Source organism: Pseudomonas sp. FG43 (assembly GCF_057809175.1).
On sequence record NZ_JBMDJL010000034.1, the window covers coordinates 1 to 24,323 of the forward strand.

The window sequence follows — 24,323 nt, forward strand, 5'->3', positions numbered from 1 at the left end:
ATTGAATCCTCCTGAGGAAAGGTCAGAAGGTGTAAACCTTATTCAGGACGGGACAAAGCGATAAAAAAAGCCTCCGTAAACGGAGGCTTTTTTGTCTGTCTGCAATCAGGCAGTAGTGTTGACGCCACCGCTGGTTGTCAGTTGCAGCAATGTGCCTTGCAGAGTCTGTATGGTTGAGGAGGTCTGAGCGATCTGCCCTTGAATGGCCAGAATACGCGCAGCCTTTTCCTCTTCCGAGCCTTTGCTGTTCTGAGCGGCAGCCAACTGAGCCTGCTGCTGAACCAGTTGTTTTTGAGCCTGCTTGATCTGCTCTTTGATCTTTTCGATGGTTTCTTCGACACCCGCACTAGCGGAAGAGCCGCCTGCACCACCAGCCGCAGCACTACCACCAGCCTTGGCACCGTCAAGCGAAACACTTACACCGCTTTTTTCCGTGCTATCGGTTGCGGTCGAGGTCGCCGTGTCTGCGTCCTTGTTCTTGACGGTAAGCGTCAGTGCGCTCGAATAGGCACTCAGCGATGAGGTATTGATGGTAGTCATGACGAACTCCTGGTTGTATGCGAAGGCTATCGACACATTTACACACAACTTGAATAAATCATTGTATCTCGAATGTATCGGCGTCCAGATTGGCCGGGAAGCGCGTGCGGTAGTCCCGCAGAGCCGCAGCGCTCAGGGTTGCCAGAAAGACGCCATCTCCATCCCCGATATCGACCAGGCTGTCGCCCTGGAAATCCAGCACCTGGCTATCACCGGTATACGCAAAGCCCTTGCCATCGCTGCCAATCCGGTTGACGGCAGCAACGTAACACAGGTTTTCGATGGCCCTGGCCGGTAGCAGACGATTCCAGTGCAGACGGCGTGCGCCGGGCCAGTTCGCGGTATAGAGCAACAGGTCGGTGTCCCGTGCATCGCGACTCCAGACCGGGAAGCGCAGGTCATAGCAAATCAGCGGACGAATGCGCCAGCCGTTCAACTCGAACATCACCTGACGCTCGCCCGGGCTGTAGTGCTCATGCTCACCCGCCATCCGGAACAGGTGACGCTTGTCGTAATACAGCAACTCGCCATCGGGGCGTGCCCACAGCAGCCGGTTGCGATGATTACCCTCGGCATCACGAATGATCACGCTGCCGGTAATGACAGCCTGAACCTGCCTGGCCTGCTCCAGCATCCATACAGATGTCGGACCGCCTTCGGGTTCCGCCAGAGCTTCAGAGTCCATGGAAAACCCGGTGGTGAACATCTCCGGCAGAATCACCAGATCAACGTTTCTCACCTGCCCCAGCAGAGCGCTGAAGTGATCGAGATTGGCCTGCCGGTCATGCCAGACCAGACTGGTCTGGATCAATGCCAGATTCAGATCCTCTAACTGGCTCAAATCGCGCATAGTTTTTCCGCTGCATGACGCAGCGTCTCCTCTTGCTTGGCAAAGCACAGGCGTATCAGACGCTGGCCTTCAGGCGGCTTCTGGTAGAAGACCGAGACAGGAATGCTGGCAACGCCATGCTCGCGGGTCATCCACAACGACATGTCGACATCGTTGAGGTCCGGGCGGATCTGCGAGTAATCCACCAACTGGAAATACGTGCCGCCCACCCGCTCGAAGCTGAAGCGCGAAGACGCCAGTTGATCGCAGAAAAAATCACGCTTGGCCTGATAGAAAGCCGGCAGCTCCTCGACATGCTCGGGATGCGCGGCCATGAAATCAGCCAGTGCCCACTGCAACGGCGTAACGCCGCAGAAGCTCACGTATTGGTGAACCTTGCGCAGTTCGGCGGTCAATGCAGCAGGAGCGACCACATAGCCGGTCTTCCAGCCGGTCACGTGATAGGTCTTGCCGAACGAACTGACCACAAAGGCGCGCTGATAAAGCTCTTCATGGGCCAGTACGCTGACATGCTGAACGCCGTCGAACACCAGATGCTCGTACACTTCATCGCTGACCAGATAAATGTCGCGATTGGCAATAAGAGCAGCCAACTGGTCCAGTTCGGCACGGCTGATCAAGGCGCCGCTGGGGTTGTGCGGGCTGTTGAGGATGATCATGCGCGTGCGCGGGCTCAAGGCCTCGCCCAGCTTTTGCCAGTCGATGGAGAAGTCGTCCAGCCCGAGCTGCACATGCACGCAACGGCCACCGGCCAGTTCCACGGCAGGCTCATAGCTGTCGTAGCAAGGGTCGAAAACAATCACTTCATCGCCAGGGCGAATGACCGCCTGAACGGCGCAGAAAATCGCCTGGGTCGCGCCCGGTGTGATGGTGACTTCGCTGTCCGGGTTTACCTGACGCCCGTAGCTGCGGGCGATCTTGGCTGCAACCTGCTGACGCAGGGCTGGCAGACCGGTCATCGGTGAATATTGGTTATGGCCTTGAGCAACATGAAGGCTCAAGGCGTCGCGCAGCGCTTGTGGCCCATCGAAATCGGGAAAGCCCTGGGACAGATTGATCGCACCGGTTTCGGCGGCGAGCTGAGACATGACGGTGAAGATGGTGGTGCCAACATTAGGCAACTTGCTGTCGATCATTAGGGCCCTTCCCTGCAATACCCCCGGCATCACGGTGGCACGGGTCCAGCAGGATAGCCCATCGAGCGCGCATAAAAAAAGGCACCCGTGCAGACGCAGGGTGCCTTTTCAGGAGAAAGACTCAGCGCTTGTCGCGGCGCTTCTTGTCTGCCTTCTTGTGGTGCGACATCAAACGACGCTTCTTGTTGACCTGACGGTCTGTCAGCGTGTTCTTGTTACCTTCGTACGGGTTCTCACCGCCCTTGAATTCGATACGGATCGGCGTACCAACCAGTTTCAGAACACGGCGATAGGTGTTTTCCAGGTAACGGACATAGGACTTCGGTACTTTCTCGACCTGGTTACCGTGGATCACGATCAGCGGCGGGTTGGCACCACCCAAGTGCGCATAACGCAGCTTGATACGGCGGCTGCCCACCATCGGCGGCGCGTGCTCGCTGACGGCATCTTCCAGAATCTGGGTCAGGCGGCTGGTTGGCCAGCGGGTGACGGCAGACTTGAAGGAGTTCTGCACCGACTGATACAGGTTACCCACACCGGTGCCATGCAAGGCAGAGATGAAGTGGATATCGGCAAAGTCGACGAAGAACAGACGACGTTCCAGCTCGGTCTTCACGTAGTCACGTTCGCCCGGCGTCATGCCATCCCACTTGTTCAGTGCGATAACCAGAGCACGGCCAGCCTCAAGCGCAAAGCCCAGCAGGTTGAGGTCGTGATCGACCACGCCTTCGCGGGCATCCATCACGAAGATCACCACGTTGGCGTCCTTGATGGCCTGCAACGTCTTGACCACGGAGAACTTCTCGACTTCCTCGTGGATCTTGCCGCGCTTGCGCACACCTGCCGTGTCGATCAGCGTGTACTTCTCGTCGTTACGCTCGAACGGGATGTAGATACTGTCGCGCGTGGTGCCCGGCTGGTCATAGACGATCACCCGGTCTTCACCCAGCATGCGGTTGACCAGTGTCGACTTGCCGACGTTAGGACGACCGATTATGGCGATCTTGATGCCGTCTTTTTCGCTCGGGCCGGGAATGCGCTTGGCTTCCTCACCTTCAGCGACGTCCTCGGCCTCGCCTTCTTCGATTTCGTCCTCATCCTTGGGGAAATCTTTCAGGGCGATTTCCAGCATCTGGGAAATGCCACGGCCATGGGCACCGGCAACCGGGATCGCATCGCCCAGGCCCATCGGGCTGAACTCGGCACGCGCCAGGTTTTCATCGATGTTGTCGATCTTGTTGGCAACCACGTAAGAACGCTTGTTGCGCTTGCGCAGGTGCTCACCGATCATCTGGTCAGCCGCGGTGTAACCCGCCTTGGCATCCACCAGGAACAACACGACATCGGCTTCTTCGATGGCCAGCAGCGACTGCTCGGCCATCTTTTCGTCCATGCCATGCTCGTCGCCGGAAATACCACCGGTGTCGATCAGGATATAAGAGCGCCCCTGCCACTTCGCCTCTCCGTATTGGCGATCACGGGTCAGACCGGACAGATCGCCGACAATGGCGTCGCGGGTCCTGGTCAGGCGGTTGAACATGGTGGATTTGCCGACGTTCGGTCGACCCACCAGGGCAATTACGGGAACCATGCGGCTCTCCACTTCGTTATTTCAGAAAATACAAAAGCCGCTGCAGGGCAGCGGCCGGAGTTCGGAGCAGCGCCCGCAGGCGCCGCAGCCTTGCCGAAGCAAGGTCGTCCGGGGCCTTGGCCCCGAACATGGACAATCATCACTTGATGGTCAGGGCTTCCAGCTTGCCGCTGTTACCAAACACATAAATCATGTCACCAACCACCAGCGGACGCGCACGCAGACCATCGCTGTCGATACGCTCACGCCCTACGAAACGGCCATCTACCTGGCTCAACAGGTGCAGATAACCTTCCAGGTCGCCAACCGCTACATAGCTGGAAAACACTTCCGGCGCGCCCAGTTGACGGCGAGCCAGCGATTCGTTGCTCCACAGTGCAGTGGAAGAACGCTCGTCGATACCTTCGACAGTGCCGGAGGCCAGAGTCACGTATACGCTGCCGAAGCCTTGAGCGACACCCGAGTAGCTTGACGCATCACGCTGCCAAAGCACACGACCGCTTTCCAGATCCAGACCGGCAACACGGCCCTGATAGCTGGCAACGTACAAGGTACCGCCAGACAGCAGCAGGCCACCGTCGATATCGACCACACGATCCAGCTCCGAACGACCTTGCGGGATAGCGACACGCTGCTCCCAGACCGGTACGCCGTTGCTGATATCCAGAGCCACGACCTTACCGGTCGACAGGCCTGCAACAGCCAGACGGTTGGTCACTACCGGTGCGCCAGTACCGCGCAGGGTCAGTACCGCCGGAGTGCTTTCGTAGATCCAGCGCTGGGAGCCTGTCACAGCATCCAGACCGATCACGCGGTCATCCTGGGTCTGAACCACAACGACGTCGCCGTTGTTGGCAGGTGGAGCCAGGACTTCGCTGGTCACACGGGAACGCCATTTCTCTTCACCGGAGGAAACGTCCAGAGCAACGATTTCGCCCTTCTCGGTGCCGATCATGACCAGGCCATAACCTACGCCGACAGCGCCGGAAACAGGCAGCTCAAGATCCTTCTTCCAGATCACGTCACCGGTCAGGCGATCCAGGGACATGATGACCCCGGTCACATCCGAAGCGTAGATCCGGTCACCCTCAACAGCCGGAACCAGCATGTTGTAGGTTTTACCCTGACCGTCACCGATCGAACGGCTCCATTCCTTGTGCAGAACCACTTCTTCTTTGAAGTCGGTCAGTTCGGCTGGTGGCAATTCCTTTTTACTGTTGCTGCTGCAACCCGCGGCCAGAATGGCCAGAGCCAGCAATGCTGCATGTTTCCAACGAATCACGTCACGCATCCCCTTTCGCCAGATCGTCGAGCTTCATTTGCAGGCCACCCACCGCTGCGTCTTCAGACAAAGCGGACTTGGCCTTTTGGTATGCAGCATGTGCCTCGTCGGTACGACCCAACTGCACCAGCAGGTCACCCTTGAGTTCTTCACGGCTGGCCAGGAACGCCTTGTCGGCATCGCCAGCAAGCAGCTTGAGTGCATCGTCAGCCTTGTTCTGCGCAGCCAGAACGCGAGCAAGACGCTGACGGGCGATTTCGCCCAGCGTCGCGCTGGCAGGCTTGTCGGCCACTGGCTTCAGCTCAGCCGCAGCATCGTCGAGCTTGCCAGCATCGACTGCAACCTTGGCGACGAACAGGCTACCGAACTGGGCATAGGCAGTGCCACCGAATTCGCTCTTGAGCTTGCCGGCGATTTCGGCAACGCGAGCGGTATCGGCCTGGCCGCTTGGCGTCAGCGAGGTTTCAAGCAGTTGCTGATACAGCATCGAGGCGCCTTGCGACTGCTTGCTGTTGTAGTTCTGCCATGTGTACCAGCCAAAGACCACAACCAACGCCAGCAGACCGCCAGTTACCAGGGGTTTGCCGTTGCGTTGCCACCAGTCCTTCATTACGGCCAGCTCTTCATCATCGGTACGCGACACCCCAATACTCCTATTCGCTAAATCGGCTGTTAATCAGCTTCAACCCTGCACGACGCAGGAGGCCAGGTGCTCGGACAGAGCATCCCAGGCAATATTTTGTTGTTCGCCCTGCCCACGCAAAGGCTTGACGCCTATCTCTTGCCGGGCAAGTTCTTCGTCGCCGAGGATCAGCGCATACAGCGCACCGCTCTTGTCGGCCTTCTTGAACTGGCTCTTGAAGCTGCCAGCACCGGCATTGACCTGCAAACGCAGATTCGGCAACTGGTCACGCACGCGCTCGGTGAGGGCCAGTGCAGCCAGCTCGGCCGCTTCGCCGAAGGCACACAGGTAGACATCCACCTGACGCGAGATTTCTTCCGGGACTTTTTCAAGGGTTTCCAGCAGCAGCACCAGACGCTCGATGCCCATGGCGAAACCGACACCCGCCGTAGGCTTGCCGCCCATCTGCTCGACCAGGCCATCGTAACGGCCACCGGCGCACACAGTTCCCTGAGCACCGAGCTGGTCGGTAACCCACTCGAAAACGGTCTTGCTGTAGTAATCCAGGCCACGTACCAGCTTGGGGTTGATGACGTAGGGAATGCCCGCAGCATCCAGACGCGCCTTGAGGCCCTCGAAGTGGATACGCGACTCGTCGTCCAGGTAATCCGCCAGCTTCGGCGCATCGACCAGCACGGCCTGGGTATCCGGATGCTTGGTGTCCAGAACCCGTAAAGGGTTGGTCTTCAGGCGACGCTGGCTGTCTTCGTCCAGTTGCTCAAGACGCGCAGACAGGAACTCCACCAGAGCATCGCGATAACGCGCACGCGCTTCGCTGGTGCCCAGGCTGTTGAGTTCGAGCTTGACGGCATTGCGGATGCCCAACAGGCCCCACAGGCGCCAGGTCAGGACAATCAGCTCGGCGTCGATATCGGGACCGTCGAGGTTGAAGACTTCGACACCGATCTGGTGAAACTGGCGATAACGGCCTTTCTGGGGACGCTCGTGGCGGAACATCGGGCCGATGTACCACAGTTTCTGCACCTGACCGCCACCGGTAATCCCGTGTTCGAGTACCGCACGCACGCAAGCGGCAGTGCCTTCCGGGCGCAGGGTCAGGGAGTCACCGTTGCGGTCGGCAAAGGTGTACATCTCTTTTTCGACGATATCGGTGACTTCGCCGATGGAACGCTTGAACAGGTCGGTGAACTCGACGATAGGCATGCGAATCTGCCGATAACCGTAGTTATCCAGCAAACGCGCAACAGTGCCTTCGAAGTGACGCCACAGCGGGGTCTGCTCGGGCAGGATGTCGTTCATGCCACGAATGGCTTGCAGAGACTTACTCACAAAAAATCCTTAGCAATCTTGATTAGCCGCGCACGATGACAGATGCGTCAGCTTCAGCTTTTTCGGCCGCTTTCTCGCGAATCAAGCGTTCAAGCTCGTTCACAAGATTGTCGTTGGTCAGTTTCTGCGCAGGCTTGCCGTCGATGTAGATCAGGTTCGGCGTACCGCCCGTGAGGCCGATATGCGCCTCCTTGGCTTCACCAGGACCGTTGACCACACACCCGATGACCGCGACGTCCAGCGGCACCAGCAAATCTTCGAGACGCCCTTCCAGCTCGTTCATGGTCTTGACCACATCGAAGTTCTGCCGCGAGCAGCTCGGGCAGGCGATGAAGTTGATGCCACGGGAACGAAGGCGCAAGGACTTGAGAATGTCGTAGCCGACTTTCACTTCTTCAACCGGATCAGCGGCCAACGAGATGCGGATAGTATCGCCAATCCCTTCGGCAAGCAGCATACCGAGGCCGACAGCCGATTTCACCGTACCCGAACGCAATCCACCCGCTTCGGTGATCCCCAGGTGCAGCGGCTGGACAATCTGTTTCGCCAGCAGGCGATAGGCTGCGACGGCCATGAACACGTCCGAAGCCTTCACGCTGACCTTGAAGTCATGGAAATCCAGGCGATCCAGATGCTCGACATGACGCAGGGCCGACTCGACCAGCGCCTCGGGCGTTGGCTCGCCGTATTTCTTCTGCAGGTCTTTTTCCAGAGAACCGGCATTGACGCCGATGCGGATCGGGATGCCGCGATCACGGGCAGCATCGACCACGGCGCGAACACGGTCTTCGCGACCGATGTTGCCCGGGTTGATACGCAGGCAGTCGACACCCAGTTCGGCGACGCGTAGTGCGATCCGGTAATCGAAGTGGATATCGGCGACCAGAGGCACCTTGACCAGTTGCTTGATCCGGCCAAACGCCTCGGCGGCATCCATGTCGGGAACAGAAACTCGCACGATATCGACGCCGACCGCTTCAAGGCGGTTGATCTGAGCCACAGTGGCAGCGACATCGTTGGTGTCGCTGTTGGTCATACTCTGTACGGCAATCGGCGCATCGCCGCCGACCGGAACAGAGCCAACCCATATCTTGCGGGATTCGCGACGCTTGATGGGAGATTCGCCGTGCATGACTTATTGCCCTAGTTTCAGGCGAGCAGTCTCGCCGCTGGTAAAGGGAGCTACGTCTACAGGCTCACCGTTATAACTGACTTGCGCACCACGGGCGTAACCAAGACGCAAGGTCAATGGCGGACGGCCAGTGACGTCCAGACTATCCCCCTTGCGCTTGAGACCACTCATCAAGACCTTGCCATTGCCATCGGTGACCTGAGTCCAGCAATCGGCAGTGAATTGCAGCTTGATCTGGCCAGAGCCAGCAGGGACAGGTGCTGATTCGACAACTTCGGCAGGGGCTGAAGGCACGGCAGGAGCAACCGGTGCGACAGACGGAGCATGAGGCGCCGCAACGGCAGGTGCCGCAGGCGCTGGCGAAGCGGGTGCAGTCGGAGCAGCCGGTGCAGTGACCACCGGTGCCGGCGCAACAGGCGCAGTGGCCGGAGTTTCAACCGGGGCACTTGGAGTCAGAGGCAGCGGCGCTTCATTGGCAGGCTTGCTGCTTTCAGTGGCAGCCTGCTCTTGAGACTCATCCAGTTGATGAATCTGAGTGGTGCCATCGGCGCTTTCGACCTCGACGTGCTCCAGGCTCAGACCGGACTGGTCCTTGCCACGCATGGAGGTCTGATCCTGCCACCAGAAAAAGCCGCCGCCGACCAGAACCATCAGCAGCAGAAGGCTGACAATGCGCAGAATGTTGTGTGAAAGACGCACTGGCTCTTCGATACGGCCCAGCGCGTGAACGGAACTGCCCTTGCCATCGGTGCCGGTGCATTGATCGAACTGATCGACCAGCGCGGCCTGATCGAGCTCCAGCAATTTAGCGTAGGCACGCACATAGCCACGGGCAAAGGTATGCCCGGGCAACTTGTCAAAATTCCCGTTTTCAAGATGAGTCAGGGAAGACACGGTGAGATTCAGCCTCAAAGCCACATCTGGCAGCGACCAGTTTTTGCTCTCACGGGCCTGACGCAAGGTCTCACCAGGGTTCGAGCGAGTGGTTGCTACAACTTCGGGATGCGCCGCTTTCATCATTGCTCCGACAGGTATTGCTGATATTCCGGCGTACCGGGATAGAGTCTTTTAAGTTGCAAGCCAAAACTGGCTGCCTTGTTACGGTCGTCATAGACCTTGGCCAACCGGATACCGAGCAGCAGACTACGTGCATTCTGCTCGCTTAGCTGGCTGAAACGGTCGTAGTAGTCACGCGACGGCACATAATGCCCGTCTTCGTAAGACAACTCAGCCATTTCCAGCAAGGAACGTGGCTGTTGACGGTCAAGACGCAGTGCCTTGGTGAAGTGCTCGCGAGCTTCCTCGCGCTTGTTCAGCTTCAAGGCGGTCATGCCCAGGCTTTCGAAGACCCGGGACCGCTCAGGATACAGGTTGTCTGCTGCTGCCTGCTGGAAACGTTCGTAGGCTTCCTGATAGCGCTTCTGCTCATAAAGGAAACTGCCGTAGTTATTGACGATGCGAGCATCGTTCCTGCTTGAGGCAAGCGCCTTGCGAAAGTGCTGGTCGGCCAGTTCAGGCTCCATCTCGGCCTGGAACACCAGCGCCAGTGCAGCATTGGCGTCCGGGTCGGAACTGTCGAGCTCAATTGCCTTTTTCAGCGGAACCTTGGCTCGCTCGGTCTGGCCCTGCTGGAAATATCCCAACCCCAACTGCACGTATGCCTTGCGAGCCTCGTCACGCCCCTGCGAAGTCTTGAGCGGATCGACATGCCCTGTCGAAACGCACCCTACCAGCAAGATAACAAGGCATGACAACAGCAAGGCACGCACAGACATGGAGTCCCTCTCGGTCAGGTTCGAGCGCCAGTGCCTGGAGCCACATCGGCGTCGGCATTCAGCTCACGCACTGCAATATAGCGTTCACTACGGCGCGTGCGGTCCATTACCTGCCCGACCAACTGGCCGCATGCAGCATCGATGTCCTCGCCGCGCGTGGTACGCACAGTGACGTTATAACCAGCCTGATGCAACAGATCCTGGAAACGGCGGATTGCATTGTTGCTCGGACGCTCGTAACCGGAGTGCGGGAACGGGTTGAACGGGATCAGGTTGATCTTGCAAGGTGTGTCCTTGAGCAGCTCGATCATCTCGATGGCATGCTCGACCTTGTCGTTTACATCCTTGAGCAGGGTGTACTCGACCGTCAGCACGCGCTTCTCGCCCAGGCTGGACATGTAGCGGCGGCAGGAGTCGAGCAGGACGCTCAGCGGGTATTTCTTGTTCAGCGGCACCAGCTGGTTGCGCAATGCGTCGTTGGGCGCATGCAGCGACAGGGCCAGCGAGACGTCGATGTGCTTTGACAGCTCGTCGATCATCGGCACCACGCCAGACGTGGACAAGGTCACGCGGCGCTTGGAAATGCCATAGCCCAGGTCATCCATCATCAGATGCATGGCGGCAATGACATTGTCGAAGTTCAGCAGTGGCTCACCCATGCCCATCATCACCACGTTGGTGATGGCACGGTCGACGGTTGCCGGGACACTGCCAAAGGATTTGTTGGCAATCCAGACCTGGCCGATGACTTCGGCGGCGGTCAGGTTGCTATTGAAGCCTTGTTTGCCGGTGGAGCAGAAACTGCAATCCAGGGCACAGCCCGCCTGGGACGAAACACACAAAGTGCCGCGCTTGCCCTGGGGGATGAAAACGGTTTCGACGCAGCTGCCGGACTCTACGCGCACGACCCATTTACGGGTGCCATCGCTGGAGATGTCCTCGCTGACGACTTCAGGACCACGTATTTCGGCACAGGCCTTGAGCTTTTCGCGCAATGCCTTGCTGACGTTGGTCATGGCGTCGAAATCATCGACGCCAAAGTGGTGAATCCACTTCATGACCTGACCGGCACGGAAGCGCTTCTCCCCGATAGAGTCGAAGAATTTTTCCATTTCCTGCTGAGTAAGGCCCAGAAGGTTGGTTTTACCAGTCGATGCAATCATGAATTCACCCTCCACTCGTTAGTCGGCAAGACTTAGCGAGCGGTTACCTCTGTAGCTGCGAAGAAGTACGAGATTTCGCGAGCAGCAGCAGCTTCGGAGTCCGAGCCGTGAACAGCGTTGGCGTCGATGGAGTCAGCGAAGTCAGCACGGATGGTGCCGGCAGCAGCTTCTTTAGGGTTGGTAGCGCCCATCAGCTCACGGTTCAGAGCGATAGCGTTTTCGCCTTCCAGAACCTGAACAACGACAGGACCGGAGATCATGAAAGCAACCAGGTCGCCGAAGAAACCACGAGCGCTGTGCTCAGCGTAGAAACCTTCAGCTTCAGCCTTGGACAGTTGCTTCAGCTTGGAAGCAACAACGCGCAGACCGGCTTTTTCGAAACGAGTGGTGATCTCGCCGATTACGTTTTTAGCAACGGCGTCAGGCTTGATGATGGAGAAAGTACGTTGAACAGCCATGTGAAACTCCAGAAACAATGATTAAAGCGAAAAATTAAACCCGCGAATTATACGCGGGTTCTGGTGTATTGCCTAACTGCTTGCGTTACAGGTTCAGTCAGCTTCTTCGATCCAGGCCGCCTGAATGGCCTCCAGGACCTTTTCCCCGCCACGATTGAGCTCGTCATCGAACTCTGGCAGCGCCGCTACCCAGTTGCGAAGATCGACAAAATTCACATAGCGCGGATCGACATCAGGCCTGGTTTCAGACAACTGAATCGCGATTTCCAGCACATCGACCCATTTTAGACTCATGAGCGTTCCTTGAATCAATGCGGCGCTTCGGCAGCATGGTTGAGCGAATACTTCGGAATTTCAACGGTCAGGTCTTCATTTCCGACGATTGCCTGACAGGACAGGCGCGACTGCACTTCCAGCCCCCAGGCCTTGTCCAGCATATCTTCTTCCAGCTCGTCCGCCTCGTTCAGCGAGTTGAAACCCTCGCGAATGATGCAGTGACACGTCGTGCAGGCGCAGACACCGCCGCATGCACTCTCGATCTCGATATGGTTATCGTGAGCGATTTCAAGAATAGACGTACCGGGCTCCACCTCTACAACCAACCCGTCCGGGCAGTGCTCGGCATGGGGTAGAAAAATCACCTGCGGCATCAGTTATTCCTCAATATCATTCAGGTTGCGCCCCGCGAGTGCGGCTTTCACCGTCGAATTCATGCGTCGGGCAGCAAATGCATCGGTCACCTGCGACAGACGTCGGGTCTGCTGCTCGATGGCCGGGCCATCGGTGCCTTGCATCAATTCACGCAATTCTGTCAGTTGCAGTTCGATCACCATCCGCTCTTCGGCATCGAGCAGCCGCTCGCCGTCGACTTCAAGCGCAGCCTCCACCGCCTCGACAAGGCGCTGGGCATCGACCTGCTGTTCACGCAGTACGCGAGCGACCTTGTCGTCACCGGCATACTCGAACGAATCCTTGAGCATCCGGGTGATCTCGCCATCGGTCAGGCCATAGGACGGCTTGACCTGAATGCTCGACTCGACACCCGAACCCAGCTCACGGGCCGACACACTGAGCAAGCCATCCGCGTCGACCTGGAAAGTGACGCGGATCTTCGCCGCACCAGCCACCATCGCCGGAATGCCGCGCAGCTCGAAGCGCGCCAGGGAGCGGCAATCGCTGATCAGCTCGCGCTCGCCCTGCAGGACATGAATCATCATGGCCGACTGGCCATCTTTGTAAGTGGTGAAATCCTGACCACGCGCCACCGGGATCGTGGTGTTGCGCGGAATCACCTTCTCCATCAGGCCGCCCATGGTTTCCAGCCCCAGAGAGAGCGGAATCACATCGAGCAGCAGCAGTTCTTCGCCATCACGCTTGTTGCCCGCCAGGGTATCGGCCTGGATCGCAGCACCAATGGCCACCACCTGATCCGGATCGATCTTGGTCAACGGCTGACGCCCGAACAGTTCGGCAACCGCCTCGCGAACACGCGGTACACGGGTCGAACCGCCGACCATGACCACAGCCTCGACCTCTTCAAGCTCGATATTGGAGTCGCGCACGGCACGACGGCAAGCCTTGAGGCTGCGCGCAACCATCGGCTCGATCAGCGCATTGAAGGCCTCACGTGTCAACACGCCGCGCCAGTCGCCATGAACGACTTCTACAGACTCAGCATCGGTCAGCGCTTCCTTTGCCGCACAGGCAGCCTGCAACAGACTGCGCTGGACAGAAGGATCGAGACTGGCCGACAGGCCGGCATCCGCAACAATCCAGCTGGCAATCGCGTGATCGAAATCATCGCCGCCCAATGCAGTATCGCCGCCCGTTGCCAGGACCTCGAAAACACCGCCGGTCAGGCGCAGGATGGAAATATCGAAGGTACCGCCGCCCAGATCGTAGATGGCCACCACGCCTTCGGCTTTCTGGTCCAGACCATAAGCAACGGCAGCCGCGGTCGGCTCGTTGAGCAGGCGCAGCACATTGAGGCCCGCAAGCCGCGCTGCATCCTTGGTCGCCTGACGCTGGGAATCATCGAAATAGGCCGGAACGGTAATCACCGCACCGACCAGATCACCACCCAGGGCAGCCTCGGCACGCTGGCGCAGCACCTTGAGAATATCCGCCGACACTTCGACCGGGCTTTTCGGGCCCTGGACCGTGTCGATGAACGGCATGTGCGACTCACCCTCGACAAAGCGATAAGGCAATTGCTCGCCCAACTGCTTCACATCGGACAGACCGCGCCCCATGAGACGCTTGACCGAAAGCACGGTATTGAACGGATCGACAGAAGCCGCAGCCTTGGCTGACTGGCCCACTTCCACGCGATCGGCGTGATAGCGCACAGCAGACGGCAGGATGACCTGCCCTTCTGCATCGGCCAGAGGCTCGGAAAGGCCGCTGCGCAATGCAGCAACCAGCGAATTGGTGGTGCCCAGGTCAATACCGACAGCAAGACGGCGCTGGTGCGGTTTAGGACTTTGCCCGGGTTCAGCGATCTGCAGTAAGGCCATGCTTTTCTGAATAATCACAGGCGTGCGGCCAGGGCGGCACGGAGTTAATCGTCGAGGCGCTCTTCCAGCTGGCGCACTTCGTAGGAGAGCTTGTCGAGGAACTGCATACGCCGCATCAGCCGTTCGGCGTGCTCGCGTTGTGCAGCATCGTCCCAACAGGCGGCGAAGCTTTCGTTCAGTTCATCCTGAGCGCTTTTGAGGCGACGCTTGAATACCGCGACACCCGCCAGATCAGCCTCATCCTGCAGATCTTCCAACTCTTCGCGCCATTGCATCTGCTGCAGAAGAAAATCGGGATCATGCACAGTGACTTCCAGCGGCACCTCATCGCCCTTCATGACCAGCAGGTAACGCGCTCTTTTCGGGGCGCTCCTGAGAGTCTGATAGGCCTCATTGAGACGTGCGGAATGCTCAAGCGCCAGACGCTGCTCACGCTCGGAGGCATCAGCAAAACGGTCTGGATGTACGCTGCGCGCCAGCTCACGGTAGCGCGTCGCCAACTGGTCGAGATCAAGACAGAAATCAGGCTTGAGGTCGAACAGGGCGAAGTGACAAGGAGTACCCACGAATAAAAGCCTCAGACGTTGAAGCTTTCGCCGCAGCCGCACTCACCGCGCGAGTTGGGGTTATTGAACTTGAAGCCTTCGTTCAAACCTTCGCGTACGAAATCGAGTTCGGTGCCGTCGAGGTAGACCAGGCTTTTAGGGTCGATAATCACCTTGACGCCGTGCAGCTCGTACACAGTGTCCTCGCTACCCGCCTCATCGACGAACTCGAGTACATAGGCAAGACCTGAACAGCCTGTGGTACGAACCCCCAGACGAATGCCATCACCCTTGCCGCGCCCATCGAGGGAACGACGCACGTGGTTAGCGGCAGCTTCTGTCATGCTGATAGCCATCGGAACTCCTTTCTTGTCGCCAGCTTTTCTGAAAAGACCGCTTCTTACAGCAAGCCTTTCTTCTGCTTGTAGTCACGAACTGCCGCCTTGATGGCGTCTTCCGCGAGTACGGAGCAGTGAATTTTCACCGGAGGCAGAGCAAGCTCTTCAGCCAGCTGAGTGTTCTTGATGGTCTCTGCTTCATCCAGAGTCTTGCCCTTCATCCACTCGGTCGCCAGGGAGCTGGAAGCGATGGCGGAGCCGCAGCCGTAAGTCTTGAACTTGGCGTCTTCGATGACACCCTGTTCGTTGACCTTGATCTGCAGACGCATCACGTCGCCGCACGCCGGAGCGCCGACCATGCCGGTGCCGACATCAGGATCTTCCGCGTTCATCTTGCCGACGTTGCGCGGGTTCTCGTAGTGGTCAATGACCTTTTCGCTGTAAGCCATGATTCTGTTCCTCTCACATCAGGGAGTCGCTCTGCAGGCCGGTCAACGGGGTTGCGCCCGGCCTGTTTGGCGGCGACTTTAAATTAGTGCGCCGCCCACTCGATCTTGGAGATATCGACGCCATCTTTGAACATGTCCCACAGCGGCGAAAGAGCGCGCAGCTTGGTAACAGCCTCGCAGACCTTCTGCGCGGCGTAGTCGATTTCTTCTTCAGTCGTGAAGCGACCAAAGGTAAAGCGTATCGAGCTATGTGCCAGTTCGTCATTACGACCAAGGGCGCGCAGCACGTACGACGGTTCAAGCGAAGCCGAGGTACAGGCAGAACCGGACGAAACCGCCAGATCCTTGAGCGCCATGATCAGCGACTCGCCTTCGACATAGTTGAAGCTCAGGTTCAGGTTGTGCGGTACTCGGGCAGTCAGGCTGCCGTTGACGTACAACTCTTCCAGATCTTCGACCTGCTTGTAGAAACGGTCGCTCAAGGCCTTGATGCGAACGTTCTCGCTCGCCATCTCTTCCTTGGCGATACGGAAAGCTTCGCCCATGCCGACGATCTGGTGGGTCGCCAGCGTACCGGAACGCATGCCACGCTCATGACCGCCGCCGTGCATGGTCGCTTCAAGGCGAACACGCGGCTTGCGGCTCACGTACAGCGCGCCGATACCTTTAGGGCCGTAAGTCTTGTGGGCCGAGAACGACATCAGGTCAACCTTGAGGCTGGCCAGATCGATTTCAACCTTGCCGGTGGACTGGGCAGCATCGACATGGAACAGCACGCCACGCGAACGGGTCAGCTCGCCAATGGCAGCGATATCGTTGATGGTGCCGATCTCGTTGTTCACATGCATGACCGAAACCAGGATGGTGTCGTCGCGCAGTGCAGCTTCGATCATGGCCGGCGTGATGAGGCCGTCTTCGCCCGGCTCGATGTAAGTCACTTCGAAACCTTCACGCTCCAGCTGGCGCGTGGTATCGAGAACGGCTTTGTGCTCGACCTTTGAAGTGATGATGTGCTTGCCCTTGGTGGCGTAGAAATGCGCTACACCCTTGATGGCCAGGTTATCGGACTCGGTAGCACCGGAGGTCCAGACGATTTCACGCGGATCGGCATTGACCAGATCAGCGACCTGACGGCGAGCGTTCTCTACGGATTCTTCGGCTTTCCAGCCAAAAACGTGGGAGCGCGAGGCCGGGTTGCCGAAGTTTCCGTCAACCAGCAGGCAATCCATCATTTTCTGCGCAACGCGCGGATCGACCGGCGTCGTCGCGGAGTAATCGAGGTAAATCGGCAACTTCATTGAATCTCTCCTATCAGGCAGGCGCACCGCTCATTCATCTACGTTCATTCGACGGCGGACGTTTCAATCTTACCCAGCTGCGACACATTGTTATTACTGCGACGCAGGTCCTGGCGCTGGGCGACTTCCTGCACCTCACGGCGAGTGACAAGATCCGCCAAGCTGATACCACTTAGAAATTCGTGAATCTGCTGGCTGAGATCGCACCACAGATGGTGGGTCAGGCAGGTATCACCGGCATGGCAATCACCCAGCCCCTGGCAACGAGTGGCATCGACCGACTCATTGACTGCATCGACGACCTGGGCGACCTGAATGCCCTGCATGTCGCGGGACAACTGGTAACCACCACCAGGACCGCGCACACTCGACACCAGATTGCTGCGACGCAGCTTGGCGAACAGTTGCTCAAGGTAAGACAGGGAAATGCCTTGCCGCTCAGAGATATCGGCCAGAGACACTGGCCCGTGCTGCGCATGCAATGCCAGATCAAGCATTGCTGTTACAGCGTATCGGCCTTTTGTAGTCAGTCGCATGGCGTGTACCGCGGAGGTTCAGAATGGGAGCGAGTATGCTATTCCCGAGTATTTAAGTCAACTATTAGACCAAGTGAAATAGTCGGGATTAGCAAAAATAGCGGGCGATATCATAGCAAAGGTGCGTCCTGTTGACACGCCCCACATGCAGCGACCTCTAGCCGACCTTCTCTTCGCTCTTGTCCTTCACGCAATCGAAGACCTCGTCACGCAACTCAGGCAATTCCTTGGCGCAGTAATCGCTGCCAAGCCGACCCAGAGCGTCGCCCATATCCTCCAGGCGAGCATCCACAGCCTGCAAGTGATCGAGCAACTGGCCGATAGCCCTCGCAACCGGGTCCGGCATGTCGGCACTGACACCATAGGCATCGAACCCCAGCTTCTCGGCCATCGCCTTGCGCCGGGCCTCCGCCTCGTCATCGGACTTCACGATGATGCGCCCCGGAATACCGACCGCCGTCGCGCCCGCCGGCACAGCCTTGGTGACCACCGCATTGGAACCGATCTTGGCACCGGCACCCACCGTGAATGGCCCAAGCACCTTGGCACCCGCGCCGACCACGACACCATCTTCCAGAGTCGGGTGACGCTTGCCAGCATTCCAACAGGTGCCACCCAGGGTCACACCCTGATACAGCGTGACATCATTGCCGATCTCCGCCGTTTCGCCGATCACGATTCCCATCCCGTGATCGATGAAGAAACGACGACCGATGCGCGCACCGGGATGTATCTCGATGCCGGTCATCCAACGACCAAAGTTGGACACCAGCCGCGCCAGCCACTTCCAGCCACTGCGCCACAGGATATGCGCCAGCCGGTGCAGCCAGATCGCATGCATGCCCGGATAGCAGGTCAGAACCTCGAAAGCATTACGTGCCGCAGGATCACGATGGAAAACACTTTGGATATCTTCTCGCAGACGCTCGAACATCACTGATCCTTCCGCTTATAAGGTTCACCGCGAGCCGCTTTCTGAGTCTCGGTGAGAATGCCACGCAGAATACTTAACTCAGAGCGCTCGACTTCGCTACGGCCATACAGCCGACGCAGTCGCGCCATCAAATGACGTGGTTTTTCCGGGTCAAGGAAGCCGATGGCAACCAGTGCCGCTTCCAGATGCCCATAAAAGCCTTCCATCTCATCCATCGTCGCCAGTTCGGCATTGCGCGCCGAAACCACTGGAGCCACCTCGGCACCCGACGACTGCTGCTGGGCAGCCAGCCACGACATGCGTACCTCGTAGGCAAGCACCTGGACCGCAGCGGCCAGATTGAGCGAACTGAACGAGGGATCGGACGGAATATGCACATGGTAATGACAGCGCTGCAATTCCTCGTTGGTCAGGCCGGCATGTTCACGACCAAAGACCAACGCAACCTCGGCGCCCTGCCCGGCCTGCTCGACGACTTTCACGCCGGATTCACGCGGGTCGAGCATGGGCCAGGGAAGGCTGCGATCACGGGCACTGGTGCCCAGCACCAGACTGCAACCGACCAACGCCTCCTCAAGAGTCGCCACGACCTGCGCGCCCTCAAGGATATCGCCAGCCCCCGACGCTCGCGCATCGGCTTCAGGAGACGGGAACACACGCGGCTCGACCAGCACCAGCCGCGAAAGCCCCATGTTTTTCATGCCACGCGCAGCCCCACCGATATTTCCGGGATGGGTAGTGCCGACCAGGACAACACGAATGTTCTGCAGCAATGCAAGCGCTCACTGACAAAATTAAGGGGTGCAAATATTACAGAACCCGCCTCATTAACGCTATGAACCCTTACAAACGCCTGACCACGGAAAATCGTAAAACCTGATCGAGACGACAACGCCAGGGCTGGAAATAATTTGACTTAACCCATAGAATGTTCGGCTCTCTTTAACAACCTTAGGTGAAATGTCCATGCAGCCCATGCTGAATATCGCGCTGCGCGCCGCCCGCAGCGCCAGCGAATTGATTTTCCGCTCCATCGAGCGCTTGGATACCATCAAGGTTGACGAAAAAGAAGCCAAAGACTACGTCACGGAAATTGACCGTGCCGCCGAGCAGAGCATCATCACCGCCCTGCGCAAGGCTTATCCTACCCACGGCATCCTCGGCGAAGAAAGCGGCCTGCACGCAGGCAGCGGCGAAGGCGCCGATTACCTGTGGATCATCGATCCGCTGGACGGCACCACCAACTTCGTTCGCGGCATCCCGCACTTCGCTGTCAGCATCGCCTGCAAATATCGCGGCCGCCTTGAGCACGCCGTCGTTCTCGACCCGGTTCGCCAGGAAGAATTCACCGCCAGCCGTGGCCGTGGCGCAGCCCTGAACGGTCGCCGCCTGCGCGTCAGCACCCGCAAGAGCCTTGAAGGCGCACTGCTGGGCACCGGCTTCCCGTTCCGCGATGAACAAATGGACGGCCTGGAAAACTACCTGGGCATGTTCCGCAGCCTCGTCGGCCAGACCGCAGGCATCCGCCGCGCAGGCGCTGCCAGCCTGGACCTGGCTTACGTTGCAGCCGGCCGTTTCGATGCATTCTGGGAATCAGGCCTGTCCGAATGGGACATGGCAGCAGGCGCATTGCTGATTCAGGAAGCAGGCGGCCTGGTCAGCGACTTCACAGGCGGTCACGACTTCCTGGAGAAAGGCCACATCGTTGCTGGCAACACCAAATGCTTCAAGGCAGTCCTGACCGCCATCGCTCCACACCTGCCGCCTTCGCTGAAACGCTGAATGGCAGATGCAAAAAAACCGGCTTTCGCCGGTTTTTTTATGCCTGCTGACCGCAGGAGCGAATTCATTCACTCCTGCATCACAGCTTATTGAGCAGCCTGGCTCAGGATCAACTGACCATTCTTGTCCACAGGGATCTGACTGCCTGGGTCATTGGCCATACGAACCTGTCCAACCTTCTCGTTCAACTTGTACTTCACGTTGTAGCCCACAACCTTGTCGCTGATATCGTTGACGGTATTGCAACGAGTTTCAGTCGTGGTGTAAGTATCGCGGTTCTGCATACCTTCCTGAACCTTGTTACCTGCATAGCCACCACCTACCGCACCGGCGACCGTGGCAATCTTCTTGCCATTACCACCACCAACCTGGTTACCGAGCAAACCACCTGCTACAGCACCAATCACACTACCTACGATCTGATGCTCATCCTTGACCGGAGCGCGATGGGTAACAGCTACATCCTTGCAGACCTCACGCGGGGTCTTGATTTGCTCCTTGATCGGCTCGACGGCCAACACATCTGCATACTCTGGGCCGCCCTTGACCAGGCTGTAGGTGGCAACAGCGCCACCAGCGGTAACGACAGCAGCACCCAACACAGCACCAACAAGCAGAGACTTGTTCACTTTGAACCTCCTGACCTACGTTCGCGTAGATTCTTTCCTACGCACTGCCAAGCCTTGGAGCATAAAAAAAGGCGCGAGTTCCGAACTCGCGCCTTTTCATTTCTTGCATTTTCCGTAGGAGCGGATTCATCCGCGAACATTCCCGATCACCCTGGCATCAGAGGCATTCGCGAATGAATTCGCTCCTACAGAAGGAGGGCATCAAGGCAAATCATCCGCCTTCTCGGTCACAACCGGAGGAATCAGATCCTCTGTGGTGAGGTTCAGCCAGATCAGCATCACGTTGGCGATGTAGATGGACGAGTAAGTACCCGCCAGAACACCGATGAACAACGCAATGGAGAAGCCTTCCAGGCTGTCGCCACCAAACACCCACAACGCGATGATTGCCAGCAGCGTAGAGACCGAAGTCGCAATGGTGCGCAGCAGTGTCTGGGTGGTGGAAATGTTGATGTTCTCGATCAGCGAAGCCTTGCGCAGCAGGCGGAAGTTTTCACGGACCCGGTCGAAGACCACGATGGTGTCGTTCAGCGAGTAACCGATGATCGCCAGCACCGCCGCCAGAACCGTCAGATCGAACGTGATCTGGAAGAACGACAGGATACCCATGGTCACGACCACGTCGTGAATCAGGGAAATGATCGCACCGACCGCAAACTTCCACTGGAAGCGGAACGCCAGATAGATCAGAACGCCACCCAGGGCCAGCAACATGCCGATACCGCCCTGGTCACGCAGTTCTTCACCGACCTGCGGGCCGACGAACTCGACACGCTTGACGGTCGCCGGGTTATCGGCACCCGCCTGGCGCAGCGCTTCAGCTACCTGGGTGCCCAGTTGCGGGTCTTCACCCGGCATGCGCACCAGCAAGTCAGTGGTCGCGCCGAAGCTCTGAACCACAGCATCGTGGTAACCAGCCGAAGCCAGCTCCTCACGCACCTTGCCCAGGTCCGCCGGACGCTCGTAGGTCAGCTCGATCAGCGTACCGCCGGTGAAGTCCAGACCGAAGTTAAGCCCTTTATGGAACCAGCTGAACAACGCCAGTACGGTAAGGAGCATGGTAACGGCGAACGCAACATTGCGAACGCCCATGAAGTTGATGGTACGTAACATGGCAGCCCCTTAAATCCACAACTTCTTGAAGTCACGACCGCCGTAGATCAGGTTGACCATAGCGCGGGTCACCATGATGGCCGTGAACATCGAGGTAAAGATCCCGAGCGACATGGTCACCGCAAACCCTTTGACGGGGCCGGTGCCCATCGCAAAGAGAATGCCGCCGACCAGCAACGTCGTCAGGTTGGCGTCGAGGATCGCCGTGTAGGCACGATCGAAACCTTCGTTGATTGCACGCTGCACGCTCATGCCATTGGCGATTTCCTCACGAATACGCGAGAAGATCAGCACGTTGGCGTCGACCGCCATACCCATGGTCAGAACGATACCGGCAATACCCGGCAGGGTCAGCGTTGCACCCAGCAGAGACATCAGCGCCAGCAGCATGACCATGTTGAAGGCCAGAGCGACAGTCGCGATCAGGCCGAAGAAACGGTAGATCGCCATGATGAACAGCGAAACGAACAGCATGCCCCACAGGGAAGCATCGATACCCTTGGTGATGTTGTCGGCACCCAGGCTTGGACCGATTGTGCGTTCTTCAGCGAAGTACATCGGCGCCGCCAGACCACCGGCACGCAGCAGCAGCGCCAGCTCGGAGGACTCACCCTGGCCGTTCAGACCGGTGATCCGGAACTGACTGCCCAGCGGCGACTGAATGGTCGCCAGACTGATGATTTTCTTGTCTTCCTTGAAAGTCTGCACCGCCACGTCTTTCTCGACGCCATCGACCGTCTGCTTGACATAGGTCGTGGTCGGACGCTGCTCGATGAAGATCACCGCCATGCTGCGACCCACATTGCTGCGGGTTGCACGGCTCATCAGCTCGCCACCGTGACCATCGAGATTGATGTTCACCTGTGGACGGCCATGCTCGTCGAAACTCGCCTTGGCATCGGTTACCTGATCACCGGTGATGATCAGACCACGCTCGACCGCAGCGGCAGGACGTCCGCCCTCGCGGAACTCGAACATCTCGGTGGTGCCCTTGGAGTCATCAGGGCCTGCGCCCAGACGGAACTCCAGGTTGGCCGTCTTGCCGAGAATACGCTTGGCTTCGGCAGTGTCCTGCACGCCCGGCAGCTCAACCACGATACGGTTGGCACCCTGACGCTGGACCAGAGGCTCGGCAACACCCAGCTCGTTGACGCGGTTACGCACCGTAGTCAGGTTCTGCTTGATGGAATATTCGCGAATTTCAGCCAGCTTGGCTGCAGTCAGCGCCAGACGCAGAACAGGAATACCGTTCAACTCGGCAGGCGTGATTTCAAAGTCGGTGAAGCTCTTGCGGACCAGGGCACGGGCCTGTTCACGCTCGGCATCGTCGGTGAAACCCAACTGAATGACATTGTTGACTTGTGGAAGGCTGCGATAACGCACCTTCTCTTTGCGCAACAGAGTCTTGACTTCGCCTTCGTAGACTTTCAGGCGAGCATCGATGGCCTTGTCCATGTCCACTTCCAACAGGAAATGCACACCACCGGAAAGGTCCAGACCCAGCTTCATCGGGCTTGCGCCCAGGTTACGCAACCATGTCGGGGTAGTACGGGCCAGGTTGAGCGCAACGACATAGTCATCACCCAAAGCCTTGCGCACCACATCCTTGGCTGGCAACTGATCTTCCTGCTTGCTCAGACGCAACAAACCGCCCTTGCCATTCTCAGCCAGAGAGGAGGCCTTGACCGAGATACCGGCATCGGCAAGCGCCTTGCCTGCACGATCCAGATCCGCCTGACTGACCTGCAGCGCAGTACTGGCGCCACTGATCTGGATAGCCGAGTCGTCAGGGTAGAGATTGGGTGCGGAATAAATGAAACCGATCGCCAGCACCGCCAGGATCAGTACGTATTTCCACAGAGGGTATTTGTTCAGCATCACGCCGCCCGCTTAGAACGCGGGGCGCCTTGCGCGCCCCGTCGATTGGTAAAAATGGTACTCAGATCGCTTTCAGGGTGCCCTTTGGCAGAGTGGCAGCGATAGCGCCCTTCTGGATCTTCAGCTCAACAGTATCGGAAACCTCGATAACCACGAAGTCATCGGTCACTTTGTTGATCTTGCCAGCGATACCGCCAGTGGTAACGACTTCATCGCCCTTCTGCAGGTTGCTGAGCAGGTTTTTCTGCTCCTTGGCGCGCTTGGCCTGTGGGCGCCAGATCATCAGATAGAAGATGACCAGGAAGCCGACCAGGAAGATCCACTCAAAGCCGGTGCCCGCAGGACCGGCAGCCGGTGCAGCAGCATCCGCGAAAGCGGGAGAGATGAAAAAGCTCATTTAGCGCTC

At 58.2% G+C, this 24,323-nt stretch carries 27 protein-coding genes; 1 reads left to right on the forward strand and 26 read right to left on the reverse strand.

Annotation, left to right across the window (positions count from 1 at the left end):
* Window positions 1-105 precede the first annotated feature (105 nt).
* The 22 genes from ACODS3_RS26135 to trmJ all read right to left on the reverse strand — a co-directional run bounded on the left by ACODS3_RS26135 (window position 106) and on the right by trmJ (window position 19,288).
* A complete protein-coding gene (locus ACODS3_RS26135) occupies window positions 106-540 on the reverse strand; it encodes a hypothetical protein (RefSeq protein ID WP_201017954.1) in 435 nt (144 codons plus the stop codon).
* A 58-nt stretch (window positions 541-598) separates the two neighbouring features.
* The gene (locus ACODS3_RS26140; protein WP_201017955.1) at window positions 599-1,390 is read right to left on the reverse strand and encodes an amidohydrolase; all 792 of its coding nucleotides are present in this window, start codon (window positions 1,388-1,390) and stop codon (window positions 599-601) included.
* Entirely contained in the window at window positions 1,378-2,526 is a 1,149-nt protein-coding gene (locus ACODS3_RS26145; protein ID WP_489036947.1) for a pyridoxal phosphate-dependent aminotransferase, read from the reverse strand. The genes ACODS3_RS26140 and ACODS3_RS26145 overlap by 13 nt, the downstream gene beginning before the upstream one ends.
* 121 nt (window positions 2,527-2,647) lie before the next feature.
* Window positions 2,648-4,117: a ribosome biogenesis GTPase Der gene (gene der, locus ACODS3_RS26150; RefSeq protein ID WP_201003763.1), complete on the reverse strand. Its 1,470-nt coding sequence runs from the start codon at window positions 4,115-4,117 to the stop codon at window positions 2,648-2,650.
* A gap of 139 nt (window positions 4,118-4,256) precedes the next feature.
* Window positions 4,257-5,408 carry an outer membrane protein assembly factor BamB gene (gene bamB, locus ACODS3_RS26155; protein WP_201003765.1) on the reverse strand — a complete coding sequence of 384 codons (1,152 nt, stop codon included), beginning with the start codon at window positions 5,406-5,408 and terminating at the stop codon, window positions 4,257-4,259.
* On the reverse strand, window positions 5,401-6,042 hold the full coding sequence (locus ACODS3_RS26160) for a YfgM family protein (RefSeq protein WP_201003767.1): 642 nt from the start codon (window positions 6,040-6,042) through the stop codon (window positions 5,401-5,403). Before ACODS3_RS26160 ends, bamB begins: the two co-directional genes overlap by 8 nt.
* 39 nt (window positions 6,043-6,081) lie before the next feature.
* Entirely contained in the window at window positions 6,082-7,371 is a 1,290-nt protein-coding gene (gene hisS / locus ACODS3_RS26165; protein WP_200978163.1) for a histidine--tRNA ligase, read from the reverse strand.
* 22 nt (window positions 7,372-7,393) lie between these two features.
* Window positions 7,394-8,503, reverse strand: coding sequence for a flavodoxin-dependent (E)-4-hydroxy-3-methylbut-2-enyl-diphosphate synthase (ispG, locus tag ACODS3_RS26170; RefSeq protein WP_489036951.1), 1,110 nt, complete (start codon window positions 8,501-8,503; stop codon window positions 7,394-7,396).
* Window positions 8,504-8,506: 3 nt separating this feature from the next.
* Window positions 8,507-9,520, reverse strand: a complete 1,014-nt coding sequence (locus tag ACODS3_RS26175) for a RodZ domain-containing protein (RefSeq protein WP_201003771.1) — start codon at window positions 9,518-9,520, stop codon at window positions 8,507-8,509.
* Complete coding sequence (pilW, locus tag ACODS3_RS26180; RefSeq protein WP_201017958.1) at window positions 9,520-10,278, reverse strand: type IV pilus biogenesis/stability protein PilW; 759 nt, start codon at window positions 10,276-10,278, stop codon at window positions 9,520-9,522. Before pilW ends, ACODS3_RS26175 begins: the two co-directional genes overlap by 1 nt.
* A 14-nt stretch (window positions 10,279-10,292) precedes the next feature.
* Window positions 10,293-11,441, reverse strand: coding sequence for a dual-specificity RNA methyltransferase RlmN (gene rlmN, locus ACODS3_RS26185; protein ID WP_201003775.1), 1,149 nt, complete (start codon window positions 11,439-11,441; stop codon window positions 10,293-10,295).
* Window positions 11,442-11,473: 32 nt separating this feature from the next.
* A complete protein-coding gene (ndk, locus tag ACODS3_RS26190) occupies window positions 11,474-11,899 on the reverse strand; it encodes a nucleoside-diphosphate kinase (RefSeq protein WP_002552482.1) in 426 nt (141 codons plus the stop codon).
* Window positions 11,900-11,992: 93 nt separating this feature from the next.
* Window positions 11,993-12,193, reverse strand: coding sequence for a Fe-S cluster assembly protein IscX (gene iscX / locus ACODS3_RS26195; RefSeq protein ID WP_117182667.1), 201 nt, complete (start codon window positions 12,191-12,193; stop codon window positions 11,993-11,995).
* A gap of 14 nt (window positions 12,194-12,207) precedes the next feature.
* Window positions 12,208-12,549 (reverse strand): ISC system 2Fe-2S type ferredoxin, encoded by a 342-nt coding sequence (fdx, locus tag ACODS3_RS26200; RefSeq protein WP_201003777.1) that lies wholly within the window; start codon window positions 12,547-12,549, stop codon window positions 12,208-12,210.
* A 3-nt stretch (window positions 12,550-12,552) separates the two neighbouring features.
* Window positions 12,553-14,415 (reverse strand): Fe-S protein assembly chaperone HscA, encoded by a 1,863-nt coding sequence (hscA, locus tag ACODS3_RS26205; protein WP_201017959.1) that lies wholly within the window; start codon window positions 14,413-14,415, stop codon window positions 12,553-12,555.
* Between the two features lie 44 nt (window positions 14,416-14,459).
* Window positions 14,460-14,981 carry a co-chaperone HscB gene (gene hscB / locus ACODS3_RS26210; protein ID WP_304575484.1) on the reverse strand — a complete coding sequence of 174 codons (522 nt, stop codon included), beginning with the start codon at window positions 14,979-14,981 and terminating at the stop codon, window positions 14,460-14,462.
* Window positions 14,982-14,992: 11 nt separating this feature from the next.
* A complete protein-coding gene (gene iscA, locus ACODS3_RS26215; RefSeq protein ID WP_201003783.1) occupies window positions 14,993-15,316 on the reverse strand; it encodes an iron-sulfur cluster assembly protein IscA in 324 nt (107 codons plus the stop codon).
* 44 nt (window positions 15,317-15,360) lie between these two features.
* Window positions 15,361-15,747 (reverse strand): Fe-S cluster assembly scaffold IscU, encoded by a 387-nt coding sequence (iscU, locus tag ACODS3_RS26220; RefSeq protein ID WP_002552476.1) that lies wholly within the window; start codon window positions 15,745-15,747, stop codon window positions 15,361-15,363.
* 83 nt (window positions 15,748-15,830) lie between these two features.
* Complete coding sequence (locus ACODS3_RS26225) at window positions 15,831-17,045, reverse strand: IscS subfamily cysteine desulfurase (RefSeq protein ID WP_201003785.1); 1,215 nt, start codon at window positions 17,043-17,045, stop codon at window positions 15,831-15,833.
* Window positions 17,046-17,089: 44 nt separating this feature from the next.
* Window positions 17,090-17,581: a Fe-S cluster assembly transcriptional regulator IscR gene (gene iscR / locus ACODS3_RS26230; protein ID WP_201003787.1), complete on the reverse strand. Its 492-nt coding sequence runs from the start codon at window positions 17,579-17,581 to the stop codon at window positions 17,090-17,092.
* A gap of 157 nt (window positions 17,582-17,738) precedes the next feature.
* Entirely contained in the window at window positions 17,739-18,515 is a 777-nt protein-coding gene (gene cysE / locus ACODS3_RS26235; RefSeq protein WP_489036960.1) for a serine O-acetyltransferase, read from the reverse strand.
* Window positions 18,515-19,288: a tRNA (cytosine(32)/uridine(32)-2'-O)-methyltransferase TrmJ gene (gene trmJ / locus ACODS3_RS26240; RefSeq protein WP_489036962.1), complete on the reverse strand. Its 774-nt coding sequence runs from the start codon at window positions 19,286-19,288 to the stop codon at window positions 18,515-18,517. Before trmJ ends, cysE begins: the two co-directional genes overlap by 1 nt.
* A gap of 193 nt (window positions 19,289-19,481) precedes the next feature.
* On the opposite strand from trmJ, the gene suhB reads away from it, so the two are divergent.
* Window positions 19,482-20,297 (forward strand): type III secretion system regulator SuhB, encoded by an 816-nt coding sequence (gene suhB, locus ACODS3_RS26245; RefSeq protein ID WP_201003793.1) that lies wholly within the window; start codon window positions 19,482-19,484, stop codon window positions 20,295-20,297.
* Between the two features lie 86 nt (window positions 20,298-20,383).
* Here the strand turns inward: suhB and ACODS3_RS26250 are convergent, their stop codons facing one another.
* The 4 genes from ACODS3_RS26250 to yajC all read right to left on the reverse strand — a co-directional run bounded on the left by ACODS3_RS26250 (window position 20,384) and on the right by yajC (window position 24,314).
* Complete coding sequence (locus ACODS3_RS26250; RefSeq protein WP_025258828.1) at window positions 20,384-20,926, reverse strand: glycine zipper 2TM domain-containing protein; 543 nt, start codon at window positions 20,924-20,926, stop codon at window positions 20,384-20,386.
* A gap of 201 nt (window positions 20,927-21,127) precedes the next feature.
* Window positions 21,128-22,039 carry a protein translocase subunit SecF gene (gene secF, locus ACODS3_RS26255; RefSeq protein WP_489036965.1) on the reverse strand — a complete coding sequence of 304 codons (912 nt, stop codon included), beginning with the start codon at window positions 22,037-22,039 and terminating at the stop codon, window positions 21,128-21,130.
* A 9-nt stretch (window positions 22,040-22,048) separates the two neighbouring features.
* Window positions 22,049-23,917 carry a protein translocase subunit SecD gene (gene secD / locus ACODS3_RS26260; protein WP_201003799.1) on the reverse strand — a complete coding sequence of 623 codons (1,869 nt, stop codon included), beginning with the start codon at window positions 23,915-23,917 and terminating at the stop codon, window positions 22,049-22,051.
* Window positions 23,918-23,978: 61 nt separating this feature from the next.
* Complete coding sequence (gene yajC, locus ACODS3_RS26265) at window positions 23,979-24,314, reverse strand: preprotein translocase subunit YajC (RefSeq protein WP_025258825.1); 336 nt, start codon at window positions 24,312-24,314, stop codon at window positions 23,979-23,981.
* Window positions 24,315-24,323 lie beyond the last annotated feature (9 nt).

Excerpts from the sequence above, each read along its gene's own strand:
- ACODS3_RS26135 (WP_201017954.1), bottom strand. The coding sequence starts at position 540 with ATGACTACCATCAATACCTCATCGCTGAGTGCCTATTCGAGCGCACTG.
- ACODS3_RS26140 (WP_201017955.1), bottom strand. The coding sequence starts at position 1,390 with ATGCGCGATTTGAGCCAGTTAGAGGATCTGAATCTGGCATTGATCCAG.
- ACODS3_RS26145 (WP_489036947.1), bottom strand. The coding sequence starts at position 2,526 with ATGATCGACAGCAAGTTGCCTAATGTTGGCACCACCATCTTCACCGTC.
- der (WP_201003763.1), bottom strand. The coding sequence starts at position 4,117 with ATGGTTCCCGTAATTGCCCTGGTGGGTCGACCGAACGTCGGCAAATCC.
- bamB (WP_201003765.1), bottom strand. The coding sequence starts at position 5,408 with ATGCGTGACGTGATTCGTTGGAAACATGCAGCATTGCTGGCTCTGGCC.
- ispG (WP_489036951.1), bottom strand. The coding sequence starts at position 8,503 with ATGCACGGCGAATCTCCCATCAAGCGTCGCGAATCCCGCAAGATATGG.
- ACODS3_RS26175 (WP_201003771.1), bottom strand. The coding sequence starts at position 9,520 with ATGAAAGCGGCGCATCCCGAAGTTGTAGCAACCACTCGCTCGAACCCT.
- pilW (WP_201017958.1), bottom strand. The coding sequence starts at position 10,278 with ATGTCTGTGCGTGCCTTGCTGTTGTCATGCCTTGTTATCTTGCTGGTA.
- rlmN (WP_201003775.1), bottom strand. The coding sequence starts at position 11,441 with ATGATTGCATCGACTGGTAAAACCAACCTTCTGGGCCTTACTCAGCAG.
- ndk (WP_002552482.1), bottom strand. The coding sequence starts at position 11,899 with ATGGCTGTTCAACGTACTTTCTCCATCATCAAGCCTGACGCCGTTGCT.
- iscX (WP_117182667.1), bottom strand. The coding sequence starts at position 12,193 with ATGAGTCTAAAATGGGTCGATGTGCTGGAAATCGCGATTCAGTTGTCT.
- fdx (WP_201003777.1), bottom strand. The coding sequence starts at position 12,549 with ATGCCGCAGGTGATTTTTCTACCCCATGCCGAGCACTGCCCGGACGGG.
- hscA (WP_201017959.1), bottom strand. The coding sequence starts at position 14,415 with ATGGCCTTACTGCAGATCGCTGAACCCGGGCAAAGTCCTAAACCGCAC.
- iscA (WP_201003783.1), bottom strand. The coding sequence starts at position 15,316 with ATGGCTATCAGCATGACAGAAGCTGCCGCTAACCACGTGCGTCGTTCC.
- iscU (WP_002552476.1), bottom strand. The coding sequence starts at position 15,747 with ATGGCTTACAGCGAAAAGGTCATTGACCACTACGAGAACCCGCGCAAC.
- ACODS3_RS26225 (WP_201003785.1), bottom strand. The coding sequence starts at position 17,045 with ATGAAGTTGCCGATTTACCTCGATTACTCCGCGACGACGCCGGTCGAT.
- iscR (WP_201003787.1), bottom strand. The coding sequence starts at position 17,581 with ATGCGACTGACTACAAAAGGCCGATACGCTGTAACAGCAATGCTTGAT.
- cysE (WP_489036960.1), bottom strand. The coding sequence starts at position 18,515 with ATGTTCGAGCGTCTGCGAGAAGATATCCAAAGTGTTTTCCATCGTGAT.
- suhB (WP_201003793.1), top strand. The coding sequence starts at position 19,482 with ATGCAGCCCATGCTGAATATCGCGCTGCGCGCCGCCCGCAGCGCCAGC.
- secF (WP_489036965.1), bottom strand. The coding sequence starts at position 22,039 with ATGTTACGTACCATCAACTTCATGGGCGTTCGCAATGTTGCGTTCGCC.
- secD (WP_201003799.1), bottom strand. The coding sequence starts at position 23,917 with ATGCTGAACAAATACCCTCTGTGGAAATACGTACTGATCCTGGCGGTG.
- yajC (WP_025258825.1), bottom strand. The coding sequence starts at position 24,314 with ATGAGCTTTTTCATCTCTCCCGCTTTCGCGGATGCTGCTGCACCGGCT.